This is a genomic window from Enterococcus viikkiensis (genome assembly GCF_005405345.1).
Classification (GTDB): Bacteria; Bacillota; Bacilli; order Lactobacillales; family Enterococcaceae; genus Enterococcus_A; species Enterococcus_A viikkiensis.
The window spans coordinates 24,920-40,835 of the sequence record NZ_BJDW01000016.1 but is presented as its reverse complement, the minus strand read 5'-3'; the positions used below and the strand labels follow the sequence as shown (position 1 = coordinate 40,835).

17 protein-coding genes and 1 pseudogene are annotated in these 15,916 nt (G+C 39.4%); 14 read left to right on the top strand and 4 right to left on the bottom strand.

Annotated elements, in window-relative coordinates:
* Positions 1–48 precede the first annotated feature (48 nt).
* From FFM67_RS08955 to FFM67_RS08915, 9 genes are all read left to right on the top strand, one after another.
* Positions 49–1,698 carry a putative glycosyltransferase family protein gene (locus tag FFM67_RS08955; RefSeq protein ID WP_137614224.1) on the top strand — a complete coding sequence of 550 codons (1,650 nt, stop codon included), beginning with the start codon at positions 49–51 and terminating at the stop codon, positions 1,696–1,698.
* Between the two features lie 15 nt (positions 1,699–1,713).
* Positions 1,714–2,862, top strand: coding sequence for a cation:proton antiporter (locus tag FFM67_RS08950; RefSeq protein ID WP_137614223.1), 1,149 nt, complete (start codon positions 1,714–1,716; stop codon positions 2,860–2,862).
* Between the two features lie 101 nt (positions 2,863–2,963).
* Positions 2,964–3,230, top strand: coding sequence for an rRNA processing protein (locus FFM67_RS08945; protein WP_137614222.1), 267 nt, complete (start codon positions 2,964–2,966; stop codon positions 3,228–3,230).
* A gap of 20 nt (positions 3,231–3,250) precedes the next feature.
* Entirely contained in the window at positions 3,251–4,348 is a 1,098-nt protein-coding gene (locus FFM67_RS08940; protein ID WP_137614221.1) for a hypothetical protein, read from the top strand.
* A 142-nt stretch (positions 4,349–4,490) separates the two neighbouring features.
* A complete protein-coding gene (locus tag FFM67_RS08935; protein WP_137614220.1) occupies positions 4,491–5,252 on the top strand; it encodes a MurR/RpiR family transcriptional regulator in 762 nt (253 codons plus the stop codon).
* 190 nt (positions 5,253–5,442) lie between these two features.
* Positions 5,443–6,798: a PTS sugar transporter subunit IIC gene (locus FFM67_RS08930; RefSeq protein WP_137614219.1), complete on the top strand. Its 1,356-nt coding sequence runs from the start codon at positions 5,443–5,445 to the stop codon at positions 6,796–6,798.
* 21 nt (positions 6,799–6,819) lie between these two features.
* Entirely contained in the window at positions 6,820–8,277 is a 1,458-nt protein-coding gene (locus FFM67_RS08925; protein WP_137614218.1) for a 6-phospho-beta-glucosidase, read from the top strand.
* Positions 8,270–8,590, top strand: coding sequence for a PTS sugar transporter subunit IIB (locus FFM67_RS08920; RefSeq protein ID WP_137614217.1), 321 nt, complete (start codon positions 8,270–8,272; stop codon positions 8,588–8,590). Before FFM67_RS08925 ends, FFM67_RS08920 begins: the two co-directional genes overlap by 8 nt.
* 22 nt (positions 8,591–8,612) lie before the next feature.
* Positions 8,613–8,732 (top strand): PTS lactose/cellobiose transporter subunit IIA, encoded by a 120-nt coding sequence (locus FFM67_RS08915; RefSeq protein WP_371851582.1) that lies wholly within the window; start codon positions 8,613–8,615, stop codon positions 8,730–8,732.
* A gap of 44 nt (positions 8,733–8,776) precedes the next feature.
* On the opposite strand, the gene FFM67_RS08910 is transcribed toward FFM67_RS08915, so the two are convergent.
* The 3 genes from FFM67_RS08910 to FFM67_RS08900 form a co-directional block, all read right to left on the bottom strand.
* Positions 8,777–9,106 carry a hypothetical protein gene (locus tag FFM67_RS08910; RefSeq protein WP_137614216.1) on the bottom strand — a complete coding sequence of 110 codons (330 nt, stop codon included), beginning with the start codon at positions 9,104–9,106 and terminating at the stop codon, positions 8,777–8,779.
* 151 nt (positions 9,107–9,257) lie between these two features.
* Positions 9,258–9,572 carry a DsrE family protein gene (locus tag FFM67_RS08905; protein ID WP_137614215.1) on the bottom strand — a complete coding sequence of 105 codons (315 nt, stop codon included), beginning with the start codon at positions 9,570–9,572 and terminating at the stop codon, positions 9,258–9,260.
* 9 nt (positions 9,573–9,581) lie between these two features.
* Positions 9,582–9,842, bottom strand: a complete 261-nt coding sequence (locus FFM67_RS08900; RefSeq protein ID WP_137614214.1) for a metal-sensitive transcriptional regulator — start codon at positions 9,840–9,842, stop codon at positions 9,582–9,584.
* A gap of 307 nt (positions 9,843–10,149) precedes the next feature.
* Here FFM67_RS08900 and FFM67_RS08895 point away from each other — a divergent pair.
* The 3 genes and pseudogenes from FFM67_RS08895 to deoC form a co-directional block, all read left to right on the top strand.
* Positions 10,150–10,506: pseudogene (locus FFM67_RS08895) on the top strand (rhodanese-like domain-containing protein); the annotation flags it as partial.
* Positions 10,499–10,795: a rhodanese-like domain-containing protein gene (locus FFM67_RS08890; RefSeq protein WP_137614212.1), complete on the top strand. Its 297-nt coding sequence runs from the start codon at positions 10,499–10,501 to the stop codon at positions 10,793–10,795. The pseudogene FFM67_RS08895 and the gene FFM67_RS08890, both read left to right, overlap by 8 nt.
* A gap of 104 nt (positions 10,796–10,899) precedes the next feature.
* The gene (gene deoC / locus FFM67_RS08885; RefSeq protein WP_137614211.1) at positions 10,900–11,577 is read left to right on the top strand and encodes a deoxyribose-phosphate aldolase; all 678 of its coding nucleotides are present in this window, start codon (positions 10,900–10,902) and stop codon (positions 11,575–11,577) included.
* A gap of 40 nt (positions 11,578–11,617) precedes the next feature.
* Here deoC and FFM67_RS08880 read toward each other — a convergent pair whose 3' ends face one another.
* Positions 11,618–12,529, bottom strand: a complete 912-nt coding sequence (locus tag FFM67_RS08880; protein ID WP_137614210.1) for a UbiA family prenyltransferase — start codon at positions 12,527–12,529, stop codon at positions 11,618–11,620.
* A gap of 310 nt (positions 12,530–12,839) precedes the next feature.
* On the opposite strand from FFM67_RS08880, the gene FFM67_RS08875 reads away from it, so the two are divergent.
* Both FFM67_RS08875 and FFM67_RS08870 read left to right on the top strand, forming a co-directional pair.
* Positions 12,840–14,153, top strand: coding sequence for an NCS2 family permease (locus FFM67_RS08875; protein WP_137614209.1), 1,314 nt, complete (start codon positions 12,840–12,842; stop codon positions 14,151–14,153).
* Between the two features lie 309 nt (positions 14,154–14,462).
* On the top strand, positions 14,463–15,161 hold the full coding sequence (locus FFM67_RS08870) for a helix-turn-helix domain-containing protein (protein ID WP_137614208.1): 699 nt from the start codon (positions 14,463–14,465) through the stop codon (positions 15,159–15,161).
* The last annotated feature ends 755 nt before the right edge of the window (positions 15,162–15,916 follow it).

Genomic DNA, 15,916 nt, shown 5'->3' with positions numbered 1-15,916 from the left:
TTTAAAATAGGCTAGAGTAAGAATAGAGTCTATTGGAGGAGGTCCCTTATGAAACGTTGGCATTATTATTTAGTTTTAACGTTGATTGCGGGGCTTTTTGTGATGCCGCAACTCGTTACGCATAAGCTGATTCTAGGCGCGGACGCGTTGTTTCATTACAATCGTTTTTACGAAACGGCGGAACAAATCAGAACCGGAACGTTTAGCTACTTTATTTCAATATTTGGCTTTCAACAATCTGGTCGTATCGTGAATGCGATTTATGGGCCTATTTTTTCTTATTTACAAGGGGTGCTAGTCTTGATTGCTGGCAGCTGGTTCAAGTATCAAGTCATATCAAATTTCTTCGTTTATTTGATAGCTGGCTGCTCGCTGTTTAAATTGCTGAGCTATGCAAAGGTTCGTGAATCATCAGCTCTTTGGAGCGCCATCATGTTCATGACGACTTATTCGATTAATTATTGGGTCTTGAACCAAGGTTTTACTAGTTGGGGAACCAGTTTGATGCCACTGTGTCTGCTGCCAATCATCGATATGAAGAATCAACGCTTTCCAATCTTGAAGGTCGCGGTGAGTATCGCTGTCATGACTCAGATCCATATGCTGACGGCGGTGATGGTGAGCTTAATTTATCTACCTTTTTTCATTGATTATGGGATTAGGCAAGCAAGTTGGTCTAAAACGGTGAAAGATTTTTTGAAGTCGCTCGTTCTATATGCTGGCTTATCCAGTAATGTTTGGCTTAGTTTTTTTCTGATTAACTCTGGGGACCGATTAAAAATGCCTTTTACCAACCAGCAGATGAGTGAAAAGGCGATTGATCTTGGCGGTTCCTATTGGTTGCAGTATCCTAAATTTTTATGGCTGCTGCTGGTTGCCAGTTTTTTGCTGTGTATTTTTTACTGGCACAGACTGGAACGTTTTACGAAACAGGTAGTTATCATTAGCGGCTTATTTTTTGTTCTTTCCACTAGTATCGTTCCATGGGATTGGCTAATCGCCTACCACGTTCCATTTGTTTCACTCGTTCAATTTCCCTTTCGCTTTTTCGCACCTTTTACTGTGTTGTTTTTCTTATTTACGGCGTTGATGTTTGAACACCTGCCAAGAAAAAAAGGCGTACTGGTCCTATTGGGAACTATTAGTTTGATCAGTATCGGTCAAACTCTTCAGGTTCTTATACAAGAGTTGCAACGCTGGGACAACCAGAGCTTGGCTGCTAAGCATGTTTTTGTCCGGGTGCCGGAAGCGCAAGCACGGACCAGTTTTTTTGCGGCAGATCTGGATTTGGCCTTGCGGTCGGTTGAAAAGTCCAGCCCGGATTATTTACCAATCTATCACGACAACAATGAAAATAAATACGTAAGTTATGAGAAGCAGATTTTAGCAGAGAGAAAAGACTTTTCTAAGACGGTCAAGCATGGGCGGTTGCAAGTGAGTTGGACTGCCCAAAAACCAGGAACGACTCAAGTACCGGTGATTGTTTATCAAAATACGCGACTGTATGCAGGCAATCACGAAATCCAGCCGCAGGCGTTATCAGATATCGGAACACCAACTATCAAACAACTAGCGGGTAAAAATACAATCCAACTGCGTTACGTGCCGCCAGTTTATGTAGCGTGGCTCTTGTTCGGCTGCGGAATCGGTTGGCTACTATTGTTTATTTGGATCGGGTATCAATTTTTCAAAAAATGAAAGAAGGGAATTGTCATGGAATTTATTGGTATTTTAACATTGATTTTATTTACAACAACGATCGCTGGACATTTCTCAAGACGGATGGGCATTCCATCCGTGATTGGACAGCTGTTGGTCGGGATTCTTTTAGGGAATGCGGGACTAAAGCTGGTTCATCCGGATATTTTAGTTTCGGATTTTTCAGAGATCGGCGTGATTATTTTGATGTTCTTAGCAGGGATTGAAAGTAATTTGAAGCTATTACGAAAATACCTTCGTCCGAGTCTCTATGTAGCTATTTTAGGAATTGTTTTTCCGGTGGCGCTAGGCACACTAAGCGGCTATGGATTTGGGGTCGCGTGGGATGAATCGTTTTTCTTAGGGCTAATCTTGGCGGCGACATCGGTGAGTATCTCGGTGGAAGTATTGAAGGAATTACGAGCGATCAATACAAAAGAAGGATCCACAATTCTAGGGGCTTCCGTAGCGGATGATCTATTAGTTATTTTGATCGTTAGCTTGAGCATGTCAATGCTGACAGGAGAACCTACGACTTCTGCTAAGCTACCGTTGATTTTAGTGGAGCAAGTCTTATATTTCTGCGTCATTTTCTTTTTGGTTCGTTGGGGTGCGCCGTATTTGATGCAATTAAGCAATAAATTATTAGCGGAATCCTCGGTGATCATTGTTTCGCTGATTATTTGTTTAGGAATGTCTTATCTCGCTGATTTGGTTAGCTTGAGTTCTGTTGTCGGCGCTTTTTTTGCAGGGGTTGCTATCGGTCAAACGAAAGTCCGACAAGAAGTTCAGTTGAACGTCGAGGCGATCGGCTATGCGGTCTTCATCCCCGTCTTTTTTGTGAATATCGGGTTGGAAGTCTCCTTTACACGATTGGTTCCACAAGGCTTTTTCATCTTAGTTTTGACCATTTTAGCGATTGCTTCTAAGCTGTTAGGTGGGTATATCGGCAGTCGGCTTTCTGGTTTTTCAAAAAGCAGCAGCTTGATGGTAGGCTCTGGTATGGTTTCTCGTGGTGAGATGGCGCTAATTATTTTACAGCTAGGTTACCAGGCGGAGTTAGTCCGCCAAGATTATTATTCCGCTTTTATTTTGATTATTCTATTCACGACTTTAGCTTCGCCATTTTTATTAAAATATTTTACGCAGCGTATTCATGGATGATTCAGGGGGATTTTTAAGATAAAGCTTAGACAAATGGCTAACTTTGGCTTTCTTTAAAGGGATCAGGTAAACTATTTTCAAAGGATAAGGAGTGAAGTAAGATGACGAATTATGATAACGAAAAAAACTGCCGATTAAGAGGCTCAATGGCACCAAAAACAGATGACGATGTCGCGTTGGCAGGGACTAATTCTAACGAAACAGAACACAAATCAGAAGCAATGGCCGGTAGTAATTCTAGTGAACCAAAAGAAGTTGCTCGCGCTGGTTCAAATGCCGTAGATGAAGAGCTTCCCCACAAATCATTGAAAGAAGAAGTAAAAGAGCTGATCGAAGACGTTGAAGAAAAATTTGACTCTAAGAAATAATCTTTGAAAATAGGCAAGCAATGGACAATTATTTAGAAGTTTATACCCAGTGGTATCCAAACAATTATGGATTAAATGATTACCCATTGGAATGTCATGTGACCTATGACAATAATGAAAGAAAAAGCTTATTTCAGCAATTAACGAAACCACAGCAAGAACTAATTAATCAGCAAAAGAAATATCAGGTACGTTCTCTGTTTTTGCAAAATCAATATTTATTTACCTCGGACTGGGAATTTGTTCGTCTGAATATTGACGATGATTACGAACGAGGCAAACGCAGTCAGCTGAAATGCGATTGTGGACGACCGCTGAAGTATCAATTTGTGATTGAGTCGAAGCAGACCGGTCAAGAGGTTCATTTAGGAATTCAGCATTTCAAAGATCATTTAGGGATTCCCCAGAGCGTCGCGGAGGATATCAAAAAGGGCGTGGCTCATGTTGATTTGGCGTTAGATGAACTTTTATGGTTGACAGCAAAGCCAATCCCATTTCCAGAAGACCTATGGCAACGCTATGTTTTTGCTTATTATCGCAACAACACATTACGGCGACCAATTGCTTTGAATCAAAAGCTGGCGGATCGCGTCTTAGTCTTTCGCCAAGTGGAGATGCCTTTATTTATTACGGATTATCTGGCGGTCTTAGGCGAAATCAACCAAGTTGATCGAGAAGTCTTTGATAAAAAGGAGACGTCATTTTTAGCGGATAAGCAGGCCTTTGAAAAATATTTAACTGATTTTGATCAAGACATCGTGACGCCGCTGTATCAAACGCGGATCTTTTTTGCGCGCAGACTCACGGATTTTATTAAATTGGATCCATTCGTGAATGAAAGTTATGAAGCAGCAAAGAACCGCTATTTTGATGAAATCCTGTCCTTTTGCTTATCGCTAAAAGGAAAAGTAGGTGTTGCACGGGATAAAGCCATTCGTAATTTCATTACCTATCATGTAAAAAAATACGAGGGACAAACAATCATTCCCTTTATTATTAATAAATATGAAGCGTATCAATTCACTAAAAATTTCTTTTTTGCTATTCCTAAAGTTTATCGTGTTGGAATTCGCCAAGCCATTAAGCGCAAACAAGAAAGACGTCATCCAAAAAAATAGAAAAGTAGCAGAGCTGGGTCAAAGAGTGATCGCAGCTCTTTTTTTAACTAAGCCAATTGATGTTTGAATACGCTGTGTCATTTTTTATTTTTATGAGATAATGACAAGAATAAAGAGGATCATTGTTAGGAGTTGAAAACGAATGTTTGATTCGCAAAAGGTTAAAGAATTAAATGAACTGGAGCTGATGGTTTACCGCTACATTTTAGAGCATATGGAAAAAGTCTACAACATGACGATTCGAGAGCTCTCCGATAATTGTCACGTGTCCACTTCGACAATTTTACGAGGTCTGAATAAGCTGGGGTATTCAGGTTATTCAGAATTTAAATACGCTTTAAAGACGGAGCTGTCGCAAAACCGGCAATCATTTGAAGCATTTTATGATGCGAATGTCCAGGTGGATGCCTTTCTCAAAAAAGTCAATAACGAAAGCTATCACGCAGTCCTTGATCCAGCGGTGGATTTAATTTTAACCAGTAAGCATCTGGTTTTTACTGGTATTGGAACAAGCGGAACGCTAGGAACCTACGGCAGCCGCTACTTTTCTAATTTGAAATTTAATGCCTACGCGATTACGGATCCGTTTATTCCAGTTCCAACGAAAGGATTAGATACAACCTTAGTGATTACGTTGTCTGTTTCCGGCGAAACGACGGAAATCATTAAACAAATCGAGGACTTTAAGCGTTATGGGGCAAAAATACTAAGCATCACCAACGATCAGCACTCTACGATTGCACAAATGGCGGATTTCAATATTTCCTATTATATGCCGGAAGTCTCTGGCCCTGATCCCACCGATGCGGCAATTAATTTAACGACTCAAGTTCCGGTGATTGCTCTGCTAGAAATTCTTGCCCACCAAGCCTATCAACAAGAAAACAATGCTAAGACTGAATAAACAGTCTTGGTATTGCTTTTTTTATGGATTTTTTTGTAAGAAACGGAAAATTGTTTTTTTGTTTGGAACATGTTTCTCACTGTTCCAAAAGTATTTCAATCAGCGAGGCTATCACTTATGATGAACTTGTAAACGGATACAATGCGGAGTGGCCATCGCAGTAAAATAACTTTTTAAAGGAGAATCTTTTATGAATCAGTGGATTAACGAGAAATTATTACCCCCTATTTTAAAATTTGTAAATACCAAAGCAATTACGGCGTTACGTAATGGGATGCTATATACGATGCCCTTTACGATCGTTGGTTCAGTTTTCTTATTGTTAGCGAATTTTCCGGTTCCAGCTGTGTCGGAATGGGTGACCAACAGTGGTTTAGATGTTTATTTTAACGAAGCGTACGGCGCATCATTTGCTATTATGTCAATTTTTGCTGTTATGGGTATCGCAAATTCATATGTTAAAGAAGAAGGCTTTGAAGGGTTGCCAGCAGGAATGATTTCTTTAGTTGTCTTCCTTTTAACACAACATTCAACGGCAACTAACGCAGACACTAAAGCAATGGTTTCGAATGTTATCGATAAAACATGGACAGGCGGTCAAGGAATGATCAGCGCGATCTTAGTTGGTTTGTTCGTTGGGTGGGCGTACTCTTGGTTCTTGAAACGCGACATTCGCATCAAATTGCCTGAACAAGTTCCAGCAAACGTAGCCAATTCATTTACGGCCTTGATTCCAGCAGCAGTGATTACCACTTTCTCATTAGTGGTTTATATCCTCTTTGATAAAGTTTTCAATACAACAGTGGTCGAAGCGATTTATAAAGTGATCCAAACACCAATGCAAGGAGTAACCGATACCTTTGGTGGTGCCATGATGTTAGGTTTCTTAGTCCCATTCTTGTGGTTCTTCGGCGTGCATGGATCAACATTAGTCGGGGGGATCATGGGCCCAATTCTACAAGCCAACTCTTTACAAAATACAACGATTTTAAACTCAGGAAAAGAGCTGACGGTTGCGAACGGCGGACACATCGTAACACAACAATTTTTAGATCAATTTATGACAGTTACTGGTGCAGGGATGACGATTGGAAACGTGATGTTCATGGTAATGTTCGCAAAATCTGCTCAGTTCAAACAATTAGGACGTTTGGCTTTACTGCCAGCCTTCTTCAATATCAATGAACCCATTCTATTTGCAACACCCGTTGTGATGAATCCGATCATGGCAGTACCATTTATTTTGACCCCAATGGTTTCTGGTGTAGTAACGTACTTCTCACTATACACAGGCTTAGTACCCTTATTTACAGCGGTTCAAGTTCCGTGGACCACACCGCCAATTATTTCAGGTTTCTTAGTCGGTGGTTGGAGAACAGCTGTATTACAAGCATTTGTTCTAACACTAGGGTTCTTCATCTATCTACCATTTGTTCGTAAAGTCGATTCATTGAACTACTTGCAAGAACAAGGAGAAAGCGTAGAACAAATCGAAAAAGATTTAGCAAACGAAGATAAAACAGCCGACGGTAATGCAACGGTTTAATCAAAGATAAGAGGTAGGAGCATGAGTATTTTTAAAGAAAACTTTTTATGGGGCGGCGCGGTTGCCGCCCACCAATTAGAAGGCGGCTGGCAAGACGGCGGCAAAGGAATTAGCGTGGCAGACGTGATGACAGTAGGGGCTAATGGAGTTCCCCGGCGAATCACAGAAGGAGTCTTAGCTGGAGAAAATTATCCCAACCATGAAGCAATTGACTTTTATGGCCGTTATAAAGAAGACGTGAAGCTTTTTGCAGAATTAGGTCTGAAATGTTTCAGGACCTCGATCGCCTGGACACGAATCTTTCCTAAAGGCGATGAGCCGGAGCCAAATGAAGCGGGTTTACAATTTTATGATGAGTTATTTGATGAATGTTTGAAATATGGCATTGAGCCTGTGATTACATTATCCCACTTTGAGATGCCGTATCATTTAGTGACAGAATATGGCGGTTGGCGCAGTCGTAAAATGATCGATTTCTTCGCTCGTTTCGCAGAAGTTTGTTTTAGCCGCTACAAAGACAAAGTCAAATATTGGATGACTTTTAATGAAATCAACAATCAAGCAAATTTTCAAGAAGATTTTGCCCCCTTTACGAATTCTGGTTTGAAGTTTGAAGCGGGAGAAGATCGGGAAAAGATTATGTATCAAGCCGCTCACTATGAATTGGTGGCAAGTGCTAAAGCAATTGAGCTTGGTCACAAAATCAACCCTGATTTTGAGATTGGCTGTATGATTGCGATGGTTCCTATCTATCCTTACTCTTGCAGTCCATCTGATATGATGGCGGCAACAGTAGCGATGCAACGCCGTTATTGGTTCACAGATGTTCATTGTAAAGGTCGCTACCCAAGCTACATGAAACGTTACTTTGAACGGCAAGAATTTGCGTTAGATATTACGGCTGAAGATGAAAGCCAATTAACCAAAGGGACTGTCGATTATATCGGCTTTAGCTATTACATGTCTTTTGCCATTAAAGATCATGATAAAGGTCCAGCTTATGATTATGATGAAGCGCATGACTTAGTGAAAAATCCATATGTCAAAGCATCTGAATGGGGCTGGCAAATTGATCCTACCGGTTTACGCTATGCGATGAACTGGTTCAACGATCGCTATGAATTGCCTTTATTTATCGTAGAAAATGGGTTTGGTGCAGTGGATGAGCTCGCCGAAGACGGGAGCATCCACGATGAGTATCGAATCGAGTATTTACGTGAACACATCGAAGCGATGCAAGAAGCGGTGGTCTATGACGGGATTGACTTAATGGGCTATACGCCTTGGGGCTTTATTGATCTAGTTTCTGCCGGCACTGGTGAGATGAAAAAACGTTATGGCTTTATCTATGTGGACAAAAACAATGATGGCAGTGGTACCTTGAATCGTAGCAAAAAAGATTCCTTCTATTGGTTCCAAAACGTGATCGCTACCAATGGCGAAGTATTGGAAGAACAAGGAGTGGCAAAAAATGAGTGAAAAAACGATTATGTTGGTTTGTAACGCGGGCATGAGCACCAGTATGCTCGTTACTAAAATGCAAAAAGCAGCGCTAGCTAAAGGGATAGATGTAGATATTTTTGCCACAGCAGCGGCTGATGCAACAAATAAAATTCAAGAAAAAGAAATTCATACTGTTTTGTTAGGACCACAAGTTCGGTTCATGCAAAAACAATTCAAAGAAAAATTAGCACCTTTAGGTATTCCTGTTGATGTGATCGATATGACCGACTACGGTATGATGAACGGTGAAAAGGTACTTGATCAAGCCATCAGCATGATCAAAGCCTAGGAAGCGATCCAAGAAGTGCAGGGTGAACAACATACGCTTAAATTTGGTGACGGTGCACAGTCAAGATCATTTAATGACGTCCATTGTCTTTACCGATTTGGCTAAAGAACTCATCGATGTTTACAAAAAAATCAGGGTATAAGAAATCCCGTTCCATGAATCTCATTCATGGAGCGGGATTTTTTTTTATAGTTGTTTTTGGCTCAGTGCAACAAATATTTTTTTGACGATATCTGCTTGTGCTTCAACGGCAAAAATATTTGAAGGAACGTTGATTATTCTTGGAAGATCAATCTCAAGAGCGGCTAACGCGGCGAGACCATTTTCAGGGACGAGATAAAGGCCTTCTGGATTAAGGTTGTCGCTAAGCTCTCGTAATGAAATCAGCTTGATTGAAAAACTACTACCTAGTCTACGTTCTAGCTGTAATAAGGGCTGTCGATAGGGCCTTTGAACAAAAGGGGAACTGGAAAGGACCATCGCAGGAATAACAAAATAAATAGTTTGTGTGACCAAAAGAGTCATCTTCCTTCACCGTTTTATAAACCGAAGTGTTCTGTCAATCAATAGTACCTCTTTGCTATGTAAAAAGCCAAGTGTTTTTTAAAGAATAATACTCCTTTTTTGACGGTATCTTTCAGCAATTTGCCGTTTCTGATGCTGTCATTTACGGTTTGATGTACGCATAGCCTTTCGCCTGAAGCTCAATCAAATCCAGTACACCAGCGGGAACGACTTCAACGTTTTGGGGGAGCTGTGCAGCCTCGATTTTATTTGCTCGCATAGCGTTGTTGCAGGCGTGGAATGTGACTGCAGTAGTTGAAATGAATGATTGATTTTCTGGATCCAGGTAGCCTTTAATTGCACCACCGTTAACTAAGACAACGATTTCAACGTCTACGGGCTCTTTTAATAAATTTTTGACATTGCTGGCGGTCTCTGACCACTTTGCTAATTCGTCGATATGGAAGACGACATTCATAGGCTCACCTTATTTCTTAATAATCATATTGATGGCTTGTTCTAATTTTTCTGCTTGTTCAGTGGGGTTTTTGTCGGGATGTTCAAAACAATTTTTTAAATTCTCGGCGACGATCATTCCCATCACCCGATCAATACTGGAACGTACGGCACTTAATTGGGTGATTACATCGATACATTCCCGTTCTTCATCAATCATTTTTTGTACACCGCGAATCTGGCCTTCTGTTCGTTTTAAACGATTCAGCATTTTATTTTTTTCTAATTCCATGGTAGACACTCCTCTATTTCTATAAGAATATACTTACTTAAGGTATCCTTCGTCAAATGTTATGATCTGTGGGAAAGTGGACTAAACAGAATAATTGACATGATTAATTTTTTTATGATAAACATACCCTTGCAGGTATATTAAAAAGAATGCGAGGAAAAAGCAAGTATGTTTCATTTATTTCAAAAGATCCCGACCATTTCAACACAGAAATTGGCTGAAAAACTGGAACAATCAATTGTTTTGTTAGATGTTCGCACCCCCGAATGAGTACCAGAGCGGGCATATTACCCAAGCAATCAATTATCCAGTCAATTTGCTGGGCTACGGAGCAATCAATTTAGCAGAAGGGATCAGCGAATCGATTCAATGGTACGAATTAAAAGCAGAACAAGAAAAAAGGCGACAATTAATTGAAGTCCAGAACCCTGCTGAGTTAGCGAAAGGACGCTTTCCTAAGGCCATCAATCTTCCTTTGAATCAATTACGGGAACGGATGAATGAATTAGATCCCACGAAGGAGTATATTGTGAGCTGTCACAGTGGCCTTCGTAGCTACGTCGCCGAACGCATGCTGAAACAAAACGGATTCAATGTTAAAAATTTAAACGGTGCCTTTGTTTTATATAGAACCGTTCTACCAGAGGAGCTCATTTATGATTAAGACAATTGCAATGTCCACTTTTTATCCATTAAGTCAAAAAGAACCATTAACCATTCTCGATGTTCGAGAGCCGGAAGAATTTTTCTCCGGTCATGTTCCGACAGCAGAAAATTTCCCGTTAAGTCAATTAGGTGAACGCAGCCAACTGCTTGATCAGACTAAAGAATATTATGTTATTTGCCAATCAGGTGCTCGTTCAGCTAGAGCTTGTGCTTTTTTAGCTGCCAAAGGCTACGATGTCATCAATGTCGAGGGTGGAACTTCTGCTTGGCCAAGCGAATTGGTGTAATTTTTAAAGGTGCTCGAATAGCTCGAGTACCTTTTTTTTAGCAAAAAAAAGAGGAGTCCATGATACTATAAAGGTATTAGTAAATCCTGAAATGAGTAGTCAGAATGATTGGAATAAAAGAGTTAGCGAATCAAATCGATCATACCTTATTACGAGCAGATGCGACTGAAAAGGAACTTCGCCAGTTGTGCCAAGAGGCGGATCGCTATGGCTTTAAAATGGTCGCGATCAATTCGTTTCCCGTAAAGCAGTGCCGAGAATTTTTACAAGACAGCTCAGTCCACGTAGGGGCAGCGATTGGATTTCCACTAGGACAAACAACGATTGCAACAAAAGTTTTTGAGGTCCAAGACGCAATTAAAAATGGTGCAGATGAAATTGACTACGTGATCAATATTGGCAAATTGAAAGCCGGCGATAATGAGTATATAAACGAAGAAATGTCTGCGATTGTCAAAGCCGCTCGGGCGGGTGGCATCCTAAGCAAGGTCATTTTAGAAAATTGCTATTTAACGGATGAAGAAAAAGTCACTGTTTGTGAAATCGCTCGAGCAATCAAACCAGATTTTGTCAAAACCTCGACCGGCTTTGGAACTGGTGGGGCGACACTAGCAGATGTGGCACTAATGAAAAAAGTTGTCGGTGAAGAAGTGAAAGTCAAAGCGGCCGGGGGCATTCGTGATCTGACGACGGCACTAGCAATGATTGAAGCTGGGGCCGAGCGTCTTGGTACCAGCTCGGGAATCCAGATTATTGAAGAATATAAAGAACGTTTCGTCTAGTCAAAAAAACGTCTGCTTGATTGTTCAAGCAGACGTTTGGCTAATAAAAAAGTGTTCCAATAAAATAAAGCAGCGGATAAAGTACCATGATTGCTGACATAGCCTTCAACACGATGGGGAAGGTTGTTTTTTTGTCTTGTAAGGCTCGATATTTTTTTAGGCTTTGCCAATTTTTTGGAAAAAGTAAAAGTAAAAACAAAATAGTCCACGGAGCGAGTCCTGTGAATACTAAAACAGCCAACCAAATAAAGCTGAAGACATAGGCACCTAATAAGACCTTGACGGCTAAGGGCTTCCCTAAGTAGTAAACGAGCGTCTTCCGATGGTTTTCAATGTCTTCTTCCAAGTCGCAAGTGTTATTCGCCAATAAATTATTAAACATCATCAAGACGAGCGGTAGGCTGATCAGAAAGACTTTGCCGACCATCGTAACGGTAACGACCTGATGTTGATAAACGGCAAGATAGTAACTGACAACGGTAATAAAAAAGCCACTGGCGGTCCCCGTTAACGCTTCAGCGATTGGCAAACTATTCAGCGGTCGTCGACCATAGGAATAGAACAATCCGATATAAAATCCGATTCCCCCTAAAACCCCAATCACCCAATTCGTTTGCCAAACTAAAAGCAATCCCAATAAAAAAGAAACAATCAAATTAGCTAAATAAAGATTGCGGACAAAACGTAGATCCAAGTGATCTCGTCCGATGATGTTTGTCTGTTGTTTGTAGTTCTCATCCGAAGCATTTTGATAATCCATGTAGTGGTTGAAGACATTCACGGTAATATGAAACATCACGATAATTAAAATAAAAAGAAAAAATTCCGGACTAGGGCGACTATTAAATTGAAATTTTGCAATCCCATAGCCTAACAAAATAATAAAAAGATTCAAGGGTGCAGTATAAATTTCAGACAGTTCCCAAAATTGCTTGAAGGTCAATTGTTTCACAGTGACTCTCCTTTAATTTCCTAATAATTTTCAAAACTATTTTTAACTTTCTGCTGGTAATAGTAATAAAAAAATTGGTCTAATGGGTCGATTTGATCCTTAATCAAGTTATCGAGGATTGCCCCATTTGTCCACTAATATGTTCATCAAAAAATTAAAAAGAGAGAACCATTGTAGCGAATGTTCGTGTTTTGGGGATTTTCAACATTATTGTTTACTTATTATCCTGTTTATTATATGATTATCCTCGTTGTTTGGAAAAACATGCAATTATATTACGAACATTATTTCGATTTTAGGGGGATCATTCATGAAAGGGAAATTAAATTCCTATTTTGAACTTGAAAAATTAAATACGACAGTAAAAAGAGAAATATTGGCGGGCTTTACAACCTTTATTTCGATGGCTTACATTCTATTCGTCAATCCTAGTGTACTTGGCGCTTCAGGAATGAATGAAGGAGCAGTCTTTACCGCAACTGCTTTAGCCAGTGCCTTAGGCTGTATTCTGATGGGTGTCTTGGCTCGTTATCCCATTGCAACTGCACCTGCCTTAGGAATCAATGCATTCTTTGCTTATTCGGTTTGTATCGGCATGGGGATACGTTGGGAAACGGCATTAGCCGGCGTTTTTGTTGCGTCACTAATCTTTATCGTGATCACGATTTTTAAACTTAGAGAAATGATCATTGACGCAATTCCTTCAGATTTAAAATATGCGATTTCTGGTGGGATTGGCTTATTTATTGCTTTCTTAGGTTTAAGTGAAGGTGGCATCATCGTCGCCAACAAGTCTACCCTAGTGGGCTTGGGATCCTTGAGCGTAGGGACTACTTGGCTGACTGTTTTTGGTTTGATTGCGACCGCAATTTTGATGGTTCGTCGTGTGCCTGGCGGAATCTTTATTGGTATGGTGGCGACGACTTTATTAGGATTAGCAACTGGTTTGATCCATGCGCCGACCCAAATCATTTCAGCAGCACCGAGCTTAAAGCCAACTTTTTTAGTAGCCTTGAAGCATGTAAAAGATATTAATACATTGCAGCTTTGGGTCGTTGTCTTGACATTCTTGCTGGTTACTTTTTTTGACACAGCAGGGACTTTAGTTGGATTAGCCAACCAAGCTGGATTTATGAAGGATAATAAAATGCCAAGGGTCGGAAAAGCGTTAGCATCTGACTCTACTGCAATGTTAGCTGGCTCATTATTAGGAACTTCACCTGTCGGGGCTTATGTTGAATCTTCAGCAGGGATAGCTGTCGGTGGGCGTTCTGGGTTAACAGCAATTACTACCGGAATTTTCTTTATCTTTGGATTGTTCTTTTCACCACTATTATCCGTCGTTACTTCACAGGTTACCGCACCAGCATTGATTGTAGTTGGTGTGTTAATGGCACAATCGTTACGTCAAATCAAATGGGATCAGTTAGAGATTGCGATCCCATCCTTCTTGATTTTAATCGGCATGCCATTGACTTATAGTATCTCAGATGGAATCGCGCTAGGCTTCATTTTTTATCCAATTACCATGATCGCAGCTAAACGTGGCAAGGAAGTGTCACCGATCATGTATGCATTATTTTTCGTCTTTATTGGTTTTATGTGGATCTTGAATGTAAAATAGAAGAAGCTGCTTCGCTCTGACTGGTTCAGAGCGAGGCATTTTTTTATGGTAAAAACTTTCGGTAAAATAGTGATAAGCTATTATTATATTTGTAACAATGAAATAATTATTTAATCAAAATAAAAAAACAAAAAATGATTAAAAATAAAATTTGACCTGTGATGAACATTATAATATAATTATTTTTATTAAAAATAAATTATATTATAGAGGTGTTCTTCAAAAATGACTGTCTTAGTGTTAAGACTGAATTTTTTTAGCTGCCGCTCTGAAAAAATAGGAAGTTGAAGCCATCGAAAGGAGCAGATCATGCAATTATTACTTTTGACTAAAGTCCCACTATATGAAGAAAATTTCGAACGCCAATTGAAGCAGTTAGGACATGAAGTCTATTGTTCCAGTACTATGATTTCTTTGATTCGGAATAAATCATACAATGAGGATTTTCTTTATCAATTTGCAGCAATTATTTTTAGCGAGACACTTTACGATAAGGAAGCAGAGGAGTTAATCACGATGCTGCCTCATAGAAATTTTAAAACTTTTCGTCGTTCAAGTGAGATTAATTGTCAAGATTCTGAGACTATTTTTGATGCTAGGATTCCTATAGGGGTGAATTTGGAGCGATTGCGTGAAGTCTTATTAGCAGCAGAGCTGTCCCGGCTTGTGTTGAAGGATGTGGAACGCGTGCAACAAATTACGGTAAAGCAAAAATTATCTGATTTGAATTTGAAATTGAAGCAAAAAGAAATTGTCTACTATTTGATTAAGTCCGGTGATCGAACGGTTTCAAGAGAGGAAATTAGCCGCCAAATTTGGGGGAAAGACCCAACGAAATCCGTTTTAGCGAGCTTGTCTAAAGTAGTTTCAAAAGTAAATGAGAAGCTAGAAAATGAACTAGGCGATGATGCTATCCAAACTGTTTGGGGACAAGGTTATCGTTTGAATAAAAGAATTTTTGATTATTTAGAGGAAGAAATGGTCGAAACAGACGTTTCTTTGCCTTAGAGTTAAGAAAGTTTTTCAAAAAAATGATTCCTTCTTAAAGAGAACCACTTCATTAAGCATAAGTTTAATGAAGTGGTTCTTTTAAATCTAACAAGCTATTAGGGCGTAGGTTTGTTAGTGGAAAGAATTTCATATTAATACAGCACTATTAAGTCGCTGCTTCGACTAATCCATTCGTAAGAATCATTGTAGCGCGTTCTATAAGTTAACTGCCTGGTAGAAATACAAAAGAATCTATGAGGATTTTAGAAAAAGAGAATAATTCTTATTAAAGAGTGGAAAGCTGGGAAAAGTATCCTATCAAGGTTTTAGGTGTTTTATTTCATTTCTAGTTTATAATCCTTACCGCAATTATAAATAAGAATGGGGTGGTTGGAATTGTTTTAAATAGCAACTAAGCAATCAAAAGTTGAAAAATAACCAGCATTTCAAAAAATGGACAAATCATACAAGTAATAAAGATTTAAAAAAATGAATAAATATCCTTTTTTGAGCTTACTATATAATTTCTCCATAATTATAATTTTTTATGTGAAAATATATTAATCTTTTTTTGTCATAAAAAGGCTCCACATAAAAATACTCTTAATTTTAATGTGAAAAAACCATTTTGCTTTACTAGGTTGACGAAAATACGTAACACTTATTTAGAGATGATGATTATTATGTGAGGTTTTTCGCGATGACTCATCCAAAAACATAAGAAAGAATACGCAATAGTTCTTAAACGAAATTTTATGTATTTTCAATGATAA